This is a genomic window from Hymenobacter jejuensis (assembly GCF_006337165.1).
In the GTDB taxonomy this organism is placed as follows: domain Bacteria; phylum Bacteroidota; class Bacteroidia; order Cytophagales; family Hymenobacteraceae; genus Hymenobacter; species Hymenobacter jejuensis.
On the sequence record NZ_CP040896.1, the window covers coordinates 1,733,651 to 1,746,250 of the forward strand.

At 57.6% G+C, this 12,600-nt stretch carries 10 protein-coding genes; 8 read left to right on the forward strand and 2 right to left on the reverse strand.

What is annotated here, in order from left to right; genetic code table 11:
- Nucleotides 1-164 precede the first annotated feature (164 nt).
- The 6 genes from FHG12_RS20995 (at nt 165) to FHG12_RS07045 (ending at nt 9,121) form a co-directional block, all read left to right on the forward strand.
- The gene (locus FHG12_RS20995) at nt 165-1,463 is read left to right on the forward strand and encodes an AAA family ATPase (RefSeq protein ID WP_165699322.1); all 1,299 of its coding nucleotides are present in this window, start codon (nt 165-167) and stop codon (nt 1,461-1,463) included.
- Nucleotides 1,464-1,635: 172 nt separating this feature from the next.
- Nucleotides 1,636-2,667 (forward strand): 5-methylcytosine restriction system specificity protein McrC, encoded by a 1,032-nt coding sequence (locus tag FHG12_RS07025; protein ID WP_139515053.1) that lies wholly within the window; start codon nt 1,636-1,638, stop codon nt 2,665-2,667.
- 139 nt (nt 2,668-2,806) lie between these two features.
- Nucleotides 2,807-4,459, forward strand: coding sequence for a TldD/PmbA family protein (locus tag FHG12_RS07030; RefSeq protein WP_139515054.1), 1,653 nt, complete (start codon nt 2,807-2,809; stop codon nt 4,457-4,459).
- A gap of 71 nt (nt 4,460-4,530) precedes the next feature.
- Nucleotides 4,531-5,865, forward strand: coding sequence for a TldD/PmbA family protein (locus FHG12_RS07035; RefSeq protein ID WP_139515055.1), 1,335 nt, complete (start codon nt 4,531-4,533; stop codon nt 5,863-5,865).
- Nucleotides 5,866-6,102: 237 nt separating this feature from the next.
- On the forward strand, nt 6,103-7,755 hold the full coding sequence (locus FHG12_RS07040; protein ID WP_139515056.1) for a TldD/PmbA family protein: 1,653 nt from the start codon (nt 6,103-6,105) through the stop codon (nt 7,753-7,755).
- A gap of 40 nt (nt 7,756-7,795) precedes the next feature.
- Nucleotides 7,796-9,121 (forward strand): TldD/PmbA family protein, encoded by a 1,326-nt coding sequence (locus tag FHG12_RS07045; RefSeq protein WP_139515057.1) that lies wholly within the window; start codon nt 7,796-7,798, stop codon nt 9,119-9,121.
- A 116-nt stretch (nt 9,122-9,237) separates the two neighbouring features.
- Here the strand turns inward: FHG12_RS07045 and FHG12_RS07050 are convergent, their stop codons facing one another.
- Both FHG12_RS07050 and FHG12_RS07055 read right to left on the reverse strand, forming a co-directional pair.
- Nucleotides 9,238-9,867 carry a porin family protein gene (locus tag FHG12_RS07050; RefSeq protein WP_139515058.1) on the reverse strand — a complete coding sequence of 210 codons (630 nt, stop codon included), beginning with the start codon at nt 9,865-9,867 and terminating at the stop codon, nt 9,238-9,240.
- Between the two features lie 147 nt (nt 9,868-10,014).
- Nucleotides 10,015-10,626, reverse strand: a complete 612-nt coding sequence (locus FHG12_RS07055) for a porin family protein (protein WP_139515059.1) — start codon at nt 10,624-10,626, stop codon at nt 10,015-10,017.
- 200 nt (nt 10,627-10,826) lie between these two features.
- On the opposite strand from FHG12_RS07055, the gene FHG12_RS07060 reads away from it, so the two are divergent.
- Entirely contained in the window at nt 10,827-11,450 is a 624-nt protein-coding gene (locus FHG12_RS07060; protein ID WP_139515060.1) for a DUF4159 domain-containing protein, read from the forward strand.
- 119 nt (nt 11,451-11,569) lie between these two features.
- Nucleotides 11,570-12,565 carry an AAA family ATPase gene (locus FHG12_RS07065; protein WP_139515061.1) on the forward strand — a complete coding sequence of 332 codons (996 nt, stop codon included), beginning with the start codon at nt 11,570-11,572 and terminating at the stop codon, nt 12,563-12,565.
- Nucleotides 12,566-12,600 lie beyond the last annotated feature (35 nt).

Sequence of the window (12,600 nt, forward strand, 5' to 3'; positions counted from 1 at the left end):
GCAGAAAAGGTTAAGCAACAGAATAAGTACAAGCACAAGCAGGTACGGAAGTACGGCGATTTGGGCCGGTCGGCCAACGGCGAGGATGATACTTTTTTGGCTTCTTAAGCGCTGAAAGGGAGCCTTCTGCGCGCCGCATACGTTTTGCAGTTACTTTTAAACGCATGCCTGCTCTCTTCGACCCCACCCTGCTCACCCGCGACCATGTGCTGCGTGCCATCCGGCACCTCGACCGCACTGCCCTGACGGTTCCGCCCAGCACGGTTTATGACCTGGTGTATCGCGGCCGCCGCTATCCGCCGCGCGCCGTGGCGCAGCAAGCATGGCGCTTCGCCATTAATGACGTAGAAGCCAAATGGCCGTTGCCCGCTGGCAGCCCCACCAACCAAGTACTTGAGGATCTTGATTTTACGGTAGCTACCAAGCGCCCGACCCTGGCCAACTCGCCCCTCGACGGCGACGTGGCTACGCAGGACGCCATGCAGAATCTGTACACGGGCTTGGCGGGTGATGACGTACCTGCGCCGGCCCCAAAAGCGCCCACCGTAGCGCACGAACCCACCGCAGCCTACACGTCTGAGCTGCCCGCACAGCCCTATACCAAGGCCGATGCGTTGCAGGAGCTATTTATATCGGAAGAAAAACTCGTGGATACGCTGGCGGCCCTGGAGCGACGGCGCAACCTGATTTTGCAGGGACCGCCCGGCACGGGCAAGACGTTTTTGGCGCGGCGGCTGGCGTGGCTAGAGTTGGGCAGCCAGGACACGCAGCGCGTAGAAATGGTGCAGTTTCACCCCAGCTACAGCTACGAAGATTTTGTGCAGGGCTTCCGGCCCGATGCGCACGGCTCGTTTCGCCTCACCGACGGGGTGCTGCCCGATCTCTGCCGCCGGGCCACCGCCGACCCCACACGGCCGTATTTCCTGCTTATCGACGAGATCAACCGCGGCCACCTGAACCGCATTTTCGGCGAGCTGCTGCTGTTGCTGGAGGCCGACAAGCGCGGCCCGGCCCACGCCGTGCGCCTGCCTTATGCGCCAGTCGAGGCCCCGCGTTTTTATGTTCCTGATAATCTGTTCGTTATCGGCACCATGAATACCGCCGACCGATCTTTGGCGCCCCTCGATTATGCCTTGCGGCGGCGCTTTGCCTTCGTGCCGATGCTGCCAGAGTTTGGCGAGCATTTACATAAGCATTTGATTGACAATAACATACCAACCAAGACTGTAGACCGCATGATCGCCCGCCTTGCCGAGCTAAATGAAGTCATTGCTAACGACCCCGAGCTCGGCCCCGATTTTCAGGTCGGCCACAGTTACTTCTGCCAACCGCCTACAGATCCAGCCGCCGCCGACCAGTGGCTCACGCTGATCTTAGAACAGGAAATTGCCCCGCTCCTCCGCGACTACTGGTTCGATCAACCCGCACACGCCACCGCCCACATCAAGCGCCTGCTTTCATAAAACCGAACTTCCCTCCTCCGCTGAAGAGGGGACGCGGCAGCTTCGCTGCCGCCAGGGTAGTTGGCCCGCCTGCGGAAGTTGTTTAACAAGATAACTACCAACGACTTCACCACCCCACCTTGCGGGCACCCTCCTTAATAAAAGAGGCGAACTGGATTAGTACTCTGACTCGATGATCCCAATTCAAAACTTATACTACCTGCTTTGCTATGCGTGGAACCGCGTGCCCGACCGCTCGGAATGGCAAAGCGTGGATTCTGCGCCGTTTCATCGGCCGTTGGAACTGCTTACGCATCTGCTACTTAGTGGCACGCGGCGGCTGTTGGTCAAAGGCCTTTCGCAGGGATATCAGGAGCAGGAAGCCGAGCTGACCGAGCTGCGCGGCCGGGTATTGTTGGCGCCGACGCTGGCCCGCGATTTGTTGCGCCAAGGCCGGGCAGTGTGCGCCTACGATGAGCTAGGGCCGAATACGGCGTTCAACCAACTGCTGGCCGGAGCGCTGGATGTGCTGGGGCGTACGCGGCATTTGTCGAGCGCGCAACGCCAAGAAGTGCGGCGGGTGCGCGGCCGTTTTCCCAGCAGCGTGGTGTCGGCGCCGTTTTCGCGCAATCAGTTGCGAGCGGTGCGGCGTTTGCGGTTGCCGGCTGCCGAGTCGTTTCTGCTGAATGTATGCGAGCTGATCCAGCGCGGGGCGCTGCCGGAGCCTGATGCCGCAGGGCGCACGCGCTTTCAGGACTTCCGCAACGACGAGCGTCTGATGGCCAACGTGTTCGAAGCGTTTGTGCGCAACTTCTACCGCCTCGAGCAGCGCCGCTACCGAGTGCTCTCCGAAACCATCACGTGGCAGGCCACCGCCGAGCGCAGCGAAGACCTGGACTTTCTGCCTAATATGCTCACGGACACCACTTTAGAATCGTCTGATCGTAAGATTATTCTCGACACCAAATACTACGCGGCGGCCCTGCGCCCGCGCTACGACCGGCAGCGGCTTATTTCGCCGCACCTCTACCAGCTCTACGCGTACCTGCAAAACCAGCCGCACCGACCGGGCCAGCAACTGGAAGGCGTGCTGCTGTATCCGGCCACTACGCGCGCCGTGGATTTGCGCTACACACTGGGTGGCCACCCCGTGCGGGTGGTGACGCTCGACCTGAACCAGCCGTGGGAAGGCATCGCCCGCGACCTTCTGGAGTTGGTACACTAAGTTGAAGATGCCTGTGAAAACTGGAAGTTAGGCGGATAAAATTGTGCAGCCTTGTGAAAACAGCTGCGTCCCTTGGTTGTCCTTTCGGCTATTTCTGCCTAAACTTCAACCTAGTTTATTCCTCCAAACCTCTACCCTTTTGAAAAGACGTGAATTTGTAGGACTCACTGGCTTTGCGGCCGGTGCCCTGTTCCTGCCCAGTTTTCCCGGTTTTGGTGGCAATCCGGTCGATCCGGAGCGGCTGCTGGAGCAGGTTGATCCCGCCATCAAAAAGCGCTTAGCCGACGCCGCCATGAATGCCGCCAAATCGGCAGGTGCTACTTACGCCGACGTGCGCATCGGCCGCTACCTCAACCAAAGCATTTTTACCCGCGAAAAGCAGGTGCAAAATATTGGCAGTGGCGAGAGCTACGGAGCGGGCGTGCGGGTGCTGGCCAACGGCACCTGGGGCTTCGCAGCTACCAACACCGTTACGGAAGCGGGCATGGCCAAGGCCGCCCAACTGGCCGTGCAGATTGCCAAGGCCAATTCGAAAGTGCAGAAAGAAAAAGTGCAGCTGGCCCCCCAGAAAGGCTACGGCGACGTAACCTGGAAAACGCCGATCCAGCAGAACGCTTTCGAAGTGCCGATTGCGCAGAAAGTGGAGTTGCTGCTGGCTGCCAACGCCAAAGCGCTGGAAAACGGCGCCAGCTTTGTCAATTCGTCGCTTTTCCAAATCAATGAGCAGAAGTACTTTGCCTCGACCGATGGCTCGTACATCGACCAGGACATTCACCGCATCTGGCCCACGTTCAGCGTGACAGCCATTGATCGGGCGTCGGGCAAATTCCGTTCGCGGGAAGCGCTGAGTGCGCCCATGGGCTTGGGTTATGAGTACCTCACGCCCAAAGCCGCCGACAAGATCGCGGGGCCGACCGGCACGGGTTTGGTGGGCTATAAGATGAGCTACGACATGCTGGAAGACGCGGCCCTAGCTGCCCAGCAAGCCAAAAGCAAACTCACGGCGAAGTCGGTGGTGCCCGGCAAATACGACGTGGTACTCGACCCAAACCACTTAGGCCTGACCATCCACGAAAGCGTGGGCCACGCCACCGAGCTCGACCGCGTGCTGGGCTACGAGGCCAACTACGCCGGCACGTCCTTCGCTACGCTGGACAAGTGGAAATCGAAGAACTTCCAATACGGCTCGAAACTGGTAAACATCGTCGCTGACAAGCTCCAGCCCGGCTCGCTCGGTGCCGTGGGCTATGACGACGAAGGTGTAAAAACCGGCCAGTGGGACCTGATTAAGAACGGCGTGCTAGTTGACTACCAGAAAACCCGCGACCAAGCGGGCATCCTCGGGCAAGACCATTCGGATGGCTGTAGCTACGCGCAATCGTGGCAGGACGTGCAGTTTCAGCGCATGGCCAACGTGAGCTTGCAGCCCGGCAAGGAGAAGATGAGCGTCGACGACATGATCAAGAACGTGGACAAGGGCGTCTACATCGCCGGCCGCGGATCATATTCTATTGACCAGCAGCGCTATAACTTCCAGTTTGGCGGTACGGTGTTCTATGCCATCAACAAGGGCAAGATTGACGGCATGTTGGAAGACGTTGCTTATCAGGCCAATACGCAAGAGTTCTGGAACTCCTGCGCGGCCATCTGCGACCAGTCGGATTACCGCCTGTTTGGCTCCTTCTTCGACGGCAAAGGCCAGCCTTCCCAAGTGTCGGCCGTGAGCCACGGCTCGAGCACCACGCGCTTCAATGGCGTGAACGTGATCAACACGGCCCGCAAAATCGGCTAAAGCACGCCTCTCCGCCTCAGCCGAGGTATGGAGTTTTACCACCGCATTTTCATTAGAAATCCTTTCCATACATGGCCATTCTCTCCAAAGACGAAGCCCAGACCATCCTTAAGAAAGTCCTGAGTTTCAGCACCGCCGACGAGTGCGAGGTGACGCTTAACGGCACGACCGGCGGCAACGTCCGCTCGGCCCGCAATGCTATTTCCACCAGCGGCGCCGTTGACAACGTATCGCTGGCCGTTGAGTCGCGGTTTGGCAAACGCTCCGGCATTGCCACTTGCAACGAGTTCGACGACGCTACTTTGCGCCGTTGCGTACAGCGCGCTGAAGAGATCGCCAAGCTCGCGCCCGAAAGCCCGGAGTACATGCCCCTGCTCGGCCCACAGCAGTACTTGGAGTCGCCCAAGTCGTTTGCGGCCAACACGGCCGGCATCACGCCCGACTACCGCGCCCAGCAGGTTGCAGCCAGCATGAAGCTCTGCGACGCCAAAAAGCTGACTTCCGCCGCGTTCCTGAACGACTCGGCCGGCTTCGTAGCCAAGCGCAACAACAAAGGCCTGGAAGCTTATCAGCAGATCACCAACCTCGATTTCTCCATCACGGTGCGCACGCCGGATGGCACGGGCTCAGGCTACGCCGCGGCCGACTTCACCGACATCAGCAAGTTCGATGCGGCCCGCATGACCCAGATTGCGGCCGACAAGGCCACGGGCTCGGTAGGCGCAAAGGCCATTGAACCAGGCAAATACACCGTTATTCTGGAGCCGGCCGCGCTGGTTTCCAATTCGGATGCTTCGCTGCTGGGTGCTTTGATGAACGCCCTCGACGCCCGCAACGCCGACGAAGGCCGCTCGTTTTTGAGCAAGAAAGGCGGCGGCAATCGCAAGGGCGAAAAGATGTTCGACGAGCGCGTCACCATCTACTCCGACCCCACCAACCCCGAGCTGGCCGACCTGACTTTCTCCGGCGACGGTCGCCCGCAAAAGAAGATGACCTGGATTGAGAAGGGCGTGGTAAAAAACCTGTACTCGTCGCGCTTCTGGGCCCAGAAAAACAACATCGCCGACATTCCGCGGCCGGGTGGGTTCATTATGGAAGGCGGCACGCAAAGCACGCAGGATTTGATTAAGGGCACGGCCAAAGGCATTTTGGTCACGCGCCTGTGGTACATCCGCGCCGTCGACCCTCAAACTCTACTCTTCACCGGCCTGACCCGCGACGGTACGTTCTACATCGAAAACGGCAAGATCAAATATCCGGTCAAGAACTTCCGCTTCAACGAGTCGCCCGTGATCATGCTCAACAACCTAGAAGCCATTGGCAAGCCCGTGCGCTTGGGTGGCAACTTGGTGCCCCCGCTCAAAATCCGCGACTTCACCTTCACCAGTCTTTCGGATGCTGTATAAGTATTTGATAATCAAATACTTATACAATAAAAAACAATAGAACGTCATGCAGAGCCATAGCGAAGCATCTCTACCGCTTCGGCTGAATAACGCTACAACGAAGCGGTAAGGATGCTTCGCTATGGCTCTGCATGACAGACGCGGATATGACTACCTCTTGAGTATTGGTAGATTTTCTTTTGCCATTTCATCCGCTATTCTAGTAGCTGGCCTTCACTCCTTCCAACCTTCTGCATTTTGAAAAGACGTGATTTCGTGGGACTTACCGGCCTTGCCGCCGGAGCCCTTTTCTTGCCTAGCATGCCCGGTTTCGGTGCCGGCAACCCCGTTGATCCTTCCCAGTTGCTGGAGGGCGTCGACACCGCGGTGAAGAAGCGTCTGGCCGACGCGGCCTTGAACGCGGCCAAATCGGCGGGCGCCACCTACGCCGACGTGCGCATCGGCCGCTACCTCAACCAAGGAATCTTTACCCGCGAAAAGCAGGTCCAGAACATCTCCAGCACGGAAAGCTACGGGGTCGGGGTGCGCGTAATTGCCAACGGCACTTGGGGTTTTGCCGCGACGAACACCGTCACGGAAGCCGGCGTTGCCAAGGCCGCCCAGCTGGCCGTGCAGATTGCCAAGGCCAACTCGAAAGTGCAGAAGGAACAAGTAAAACTGGCTCCGCAAAAAGGATACGGTGAGGTGTCGTGGAAGGCGCCAATTCAGCAGAACGCGTTTGAGGTGCCGATTGCGCAAAAGGTTGATTTACTGCTAAATGCGAATGCCAAGGCCCTCGAAAACGGCGCCAGCTTCGTCAATTCGGTGTTGTTTCAAGTAAACGAGCAGAAGTACTTTGCCTCGACCGACGGCTCGTACATCGACCAGGACATTCACCGCATATTCCCGACGTTCGGCGTAACGGTGGTGGACCGGGCGTCGGGCAAATTCCGCTCGCGGCAGGCCTTGAGCGCTCCGATGGGCTTGGGCTACGAGTACCTCACGCCCAAAGCCGCCGACAAAGTGCGCGGTCCGGCGGGCTCCGACATCGTAGGCTACAAGCAGAGCTACGACATCATCGAAGACATTACGGCCGCTGCCAAGCAAGCCAAGCAGAAAATCACGGCCAAATCGGTGGTGCCTGGCAAGTACGATCTGGTGCTCGACCCGCATCACTTGGGCCTGACGATACACGAAAGTGTTGGTCACCCTTTGGAGCTCGACCGCGTGCTGGGCTACGAGGCCAACTACGCCGGTACGTCCTTCGCCACGCTCGAATGGAAGGCAAAAAAAGCCCCGTATGGCTCGAAACAAGTGAACATTGTGGCCGACAAGCTTCAGCCCGGCTCACTGGGCGCCGTGGGCTACGACGACGAAGGCGTGAAAACGAAGCGCTGGGATTTGATCAAAGAGGGCGTGCTGGTCGACTACGAAAAGATCCGCGACCAAGCGCACATTGTGGGCCAGAACGAATCGGATGGCTGCTGCTACGCGCAATCGTGGCAGGACGTGCAGTTTCAGCGCATGCCCAACGTCAGCTTGCAGCCGGGCAAAGCCAAGCTGTCGGTGGACGAATTGGTGAAGGGCGTGGACAAAGGCATTTACATCGCCGGCAACGGCTCTTTTTCCATCGACCAGCAGCGCTACAACTTCCAGTTTGGCGGCCAGGTGTTTTATGCCATTGAGAAAGGCAAAATCACAGAGATGCTGGAAGACGTTGCCTATCAAGCCAATACGCAAGAGTTCTGGAATTCCTGCGCGGCCGTATGCGACGAATCGGACTACCGGTTTGCGGGTTTCTTCAACGACGGCAAAGGCCAGCCTTCGCAAAGCTCGGCCGTGAGCCACGGCTCGGCCACGACGCGCTTCAACGGCGTGAACGTGATCAACACGGCCCGCAAAATCGGCTAAACCAAACATCCCTCCTTTTTCTTCAAAAGCATTTCTCTACGTGGCCATTCTCTCCAAAGACGAAGCTCAGACCATCCTTAAGAAAGTCTTGAGCTTTAGCACCGCCGACGAATGTACGGTCTACCTGAATGGACGCACCAACGGCAATGTGCGCTACGCTCGCAACAATGTGAGCACTTCTGGCACGACTGATAACGTGTCGCTGGCCGTGGAATCTCGATTTGGAAAGCGTTCAGGAACAGCCACTTGCAATCAGTTCGACGACGCTACCTTACGTCGCTGCGTGCAACGCGCCGAAGAGATCGCCAAGCTCGCGCCCGAAGATCCCGAATACATGCCTTTGCTGGGGCCGCAGCAATACCTCACGCCGGTCAGTGCGGTAGCCAGCACGGCCAGTATTTCACCCGATTTTCGCGCCCAAGCGGCAGCCGACAGCATTGCGCTGTGCCAGGCCCGCAAGCTGACGGCGGCAGGCTACCTCGAAGACGGCTCCAACTTCCAAGCCATGCGCAATAGCAAAGGGCTTGAGGCGTACCAGCAGTCCACGCGGCTCGATTTTTCGGTGACGGTGCGCACGGTCGACGGCACGGGTTCGGGCTATGCCGTGGCCGATTTTACAGATTCCAGCAAGTTTAACGCCAAGGCTTTAACGCAGATCGCGGCCGATAAGGCGGCGGGTTCGGTGAATGCGAAGGCCATGGAACCGGGCAAGTACACCGTAATCTTGGAGCCGGCCGCGCTGGTCTCCGACGAAGGGCTGCTCAACCGCCTGATGTACGCTCTTGATGCCCGCGAAGCCGACGAAGGCCGCTCGTTTTTGAGCAAGAAAGGCGGTGGCAACAAGCTGGGTCAGAAGCTGTTCGATGAGCGCGTCACGATCTACTCCGACCCGCTGAACCCAGAAGCACCAGGCAACATCTTCGACGGCGACGGCCTGCCGGTGAAGCGCATGAACTGGATCGAGAAGGGCGTGATGAAGAACCTTTACTATTCGCGCTTTTGGGCCCAGAAAAGCAACGCCCAAGCCACAGCTTTCCCCAGCAACTTTATCATGACCGGCGGCACGCAAAGCACGCAGGACCTGATCAAGAGCACGGCCAAAGGCATTTTGGTCACGCGCCTATGGTACATCCGCGATGTAGACCCACAGACGCTATTGGTAACGGGCCTGACCCGCGACGGGACCTTCTATATTGAAAACGGCAAGATCAAGCACCCAGTCAAGAACTTCCGCTTCAACGAAAGCCCGGTCATTATGCTCAATAATATCGAAGCCATTGGCAAGCCCGTGCGCTTGGGCGGCAACCTGGTGCCCCCGCTCAAGATCCGCGACTTCACTTTCACCAGTCTTTCAGACGCTGTATAAGTATTTGATAATCAAATACTTTTCATAACAACCAAAGGCTATCCTGCTGAACGCCGCCGAAGCATCTTTACCGTTTCGGCGGCGCTCAGCAGGATAGCCTAAAGGCGCACTAGTTATTAATTGTGCCCGCCAATCTGGTAGCCGAGGTAAGCCTGAAACACGCGGTTTTTCAGTTTCGGGTCGTTGACCCCGGCTACTGACTTGGCATCGTTGATGTCGTTGAGGCCGGCGTTGAAGCGGGCCCCGATCAGCAGGCTGCTTACCTTCACGCCGAGCCCGGCGCACAGGCTGAAATCACCTTTCTTGTACTGGTCGTCTACCTGCTTGCTTACCTTGCCATATTGCGCCGGCGAAGTAGGCGTGGGCGGCGTAAGGAGCAGCGTACCAGCCTCTTTGGCCGTCATCAACAACCCAAACTGCGGTCCGGCCTCGACGAACACGGGCCCGGCCGTGAGCTTGACCAAAATGGGCAGGTTGAGGTATTGGAGCTTGGTGTCGTAATCTTCCACGTCGCTTTTGCGCTCTGTGCCTTGCACCGAGTACAGCAATTCGGGTTGGAGAGAAAGCGGTCCGGCTATTTTGTATTCGTAAAAGGCGCCGGCGTGGTACTGCGTTTTGTATTTGGTATCGGCATTGATGTTACTGCCGTCGAGCACGGCCATATTAAGGCCGGCTTTGATGCCGAACTGGGCTTGGACGCTGCCCGCCAGAAGCAAAGCAAACAGAAAAGAAAGGGAGCGTTTCATAGCAGAGGTTGTAGGGATTGTTCTCTGCAAAGGGCGGCATAAATCTGTTTGCTGTCAATCACATAAGAATGTGACCCTAATAAAGCAAAGAGCGTATATTCATAACTAATTAATAATTAGACAGTTATGAATATACGCTCTTTGTCCTCAATCGCGGCCTCCGAGCTGGATGGAGCCGTACAGCTGGAACACCCGGTTTTTGAGCTGCGGGTCGTTGAGGCCGCTGAGGTTGCGCAGGTCGTTGATGTCGTTGAGGCCCGCGTTGAAGCGAGCGCCCACGGTAAACAACGAGAGCCGCAAACCGGCGCCAGCCGCCACGCCGAAGTCGCCGCGCTTGAAGTCGTTGGTGGCGCGGCGCTTGATGTTTTCAAACGTCCCTTCGCCGGTTTGCTGGGTTCCGTTTTTGTCGGCATCCAGCAGAAATCCGACTTGCGGACCGGCTTCTACAAACACCGGCCCGATGTACACTTTCGCCAGCACAGGCACGGAGAAGTAGTGCAGCTTGGCATCGAAATTTTCGAACTCCGACTTAAAGCTGGTGCCCTGAGACGAGTACAGCAGTTCTGGCTGGATGGAAACCGGCCCCACCACCTTAAACTCGTAGAGCAGGCCGGCGTGGTAAGAGGTCATGTAGTGAGTGGAGGCATTCACATTAGAGCCGTCGAGCACGGCCATATTAAGGCCGCCTTTGATGCCGAACTGGGCATGCGCGCTGCTTACCAATACCAAGGACAGCAACAGCAACAGGATGCGTTTCATAGCGTAGGATTTGGGGATGAAAGAGTTGGGTAATAAAAGGGTATAGCCAAAAAGCAGGCCGACTTTCTATTCCTCAGATACCTAACGCCGGCCTTACCCCTATTCTTAAATCCGGAATCGTGTATTTTTTTCGCGGATTTGTGCTGAGGATGCCACCTTATCTGTTAGTTTTCGTCCTTGCCCTGTCTTAGCCGCGCTGCATGCCCTCACCGTTTACCTTCGTTCGCCTTCAATACCGCTCCGGCGACTGGGATGGCGTGGACGAGCGAATGCCCACCAACTTGCTGCATTCGCTGATTCAGTACACCACTGTACCCGTCAATCAGAAGGAAAAAGTAGTAGCCCTCGACAGCGCCGAGCTGTTCAACTACCCGTTCTGTTACCTCTCGGGGCACCGGTTGGTGCAGTTCAGCAGCCAGGAAAAAACCAACTTCACGCAATACGTCCGCAACGGCGGCTTCGTGTTCGTCGACGATTGCAACCACGACATCGACGGTCTGTTTGCGCGCTCCTTCGAGGAGCAGATGCGGCAATGCTTCGGGGCAGGTGCCCTGAAGAAAATTCCGAAGACCCACCCGATTTACCGCTCCTTTTTCACCTTCAAAGACGGCCCGCCGCCCACCAGCTTCGAGCTCAACGGCTGGGGCGATGACCTGGTGCACGACTACCTGAAAGGCGTGGAGATCAACGGTCGCCTCGGCGTGCTGTACTCCAACAAAGATTACGGCTGCGAATGGGACTATGACTTCCGCAACAAGCGCTTTCTGGCCGAAGACAATACCAAATTCGGCGTCAATATTCTGATGTATGCCCTGACAGCCTGAACGATGTAGAACGCCTGCAAGAGGCTCCTACCGCGGATACAACTCGCGTTATCATAGCCCACAATCAAACCACGACGGGCGCCGACAAGGCGCTTCTACCGCATGACCAAACAAACTGCATGACCGAACTAGACGTCAAGAATCTGCTTCAAAAGCTTCCGCCGCTGCGCGAGGAAATCGGCAAAGTTATCGTCGGCCAACAGCAAGTGCTCGACGAGGTACTGGTAGCCTTGCTGGCAGGTGGCCATGCGCTGCTGGAAGGCGTGCCAGGGTTAGCCAAAACATTGCTAGTCAGAACCTTAGCCTCTGCAACTGATTTACCCTTTCGCCGCATCCAGTTCACTCCCGACCTCATGCCGACCGATATTCTGGGTACGGAAGTGTTGGAAGAAGACCATGGCACGGGGCACCGCTCGTTCAAATTCAACGAAGGACCGATTTTCGCCAGCTTGGTTTTGGCGGACGAAATCAACCGGACGCCGCCCAAAACGCAGGCTGCTTTGCTGGAAGCCATGCAGGAAGGTCACGTCACGTACGCGGGCCAGGAGCATGCGCTGCCCAAGCCGTTTTTCCTGCTGGCTACCCAGAACCCCATTGAGCAGTCGGGCACGTACCCGCTGCCCGAGGCCCAGCTCGACCGCTTTCTGCTGTACATTCGCATCGGCTATCCTTCTGAGCAAGAAGAACTTGCCGTACTGAATGACACCACGGGCTCGGCCCGGGCTGAAGTGCGGCCGGTGCTTGGGGGCGAAGACATTCGGCAGTTGCAGCAGCTGGTGCGCCAAGTGAGCCTGAGCCCCGACCTACTCGATTTTGTAAACCGACTCGTGCGCGCGACCCGCCCCGCGACCAGCACCGTGAAATTTATTCAGGAATACGGCCGCTGGGGCGCGGGTCCGCGCGCTGGGCAAGCCCTGATTTTGTGCGCCAAAGCGCGAGCCTTGTTGCAAGGCCGGTTTGCCGCCACCATGGATGACATTCGGACGCTGGCCGCGCCGGTGCTGCGCCACCGCGTGTTGCTGAATTTCAACGCCGAAGCCGAAAATCTCACGCCCGATCATGCCGTGGAAGAACTGTTGAAAGCGGTTTCGATGACGGCTGCTAAGCTGCCTTAAGGAAGTTTCGCGCAGAAACCAGCACCAAGTTAAGC

Bases quoted from the DNA above. Each gene is read 5' to 3' on its own strand.
- FHG12_RS20995 (WP_165699322.1), top strand. From the start codon at position 165: ATGCCTGCTCTCTTCGACCCCACCCTGCTCACCCGCGACCATGTGCTG.
- FHG12_RS07025 (WP_139515053.1), top strand. From the start codon at position 1,636: ATGATCCCAATTCAAAACTTATACTACCTGCTTTGCTATGCGTGGAAC.
- FHG12_RS07035 (WP_139515055.1), top strand. From the start codon at position 4,531: ATGGCCATTCTCTCCAAAGACGAAGCCCAGACCATCCTTAAGAAAGTC.
- FHG12_RS07050 (WP_139515058.1), bottom strand. From the start codon at position 9,867: ATGAAACGCTCCCTTTCTTTTCTGTTTGCTTTGCTTCTGGCGGGCAGC.
- FHG12_RS07055 (WP_139515059.1), bottom strand. From the start codon at position 10,626: ATGAAACGCATCCTGTTGCTGTTGCTGTCCTTGGTATTGGTAAGCAGC.
- FHG12_RS07060 (WP_139515060.1), top strand. From the start codon at position 10,827: ATGCCCTCACCGTTTACCTTCGTTCGCCTTCAATACCGCTCCGGCGAC.
- FHG12_RS07065 (WP_139515061.1), top strand. From the start codon at position 11,570: ATGACCGAACTAGACGTCAAGAATCTGCTTCAAAAGCTTCCGCCGCTG.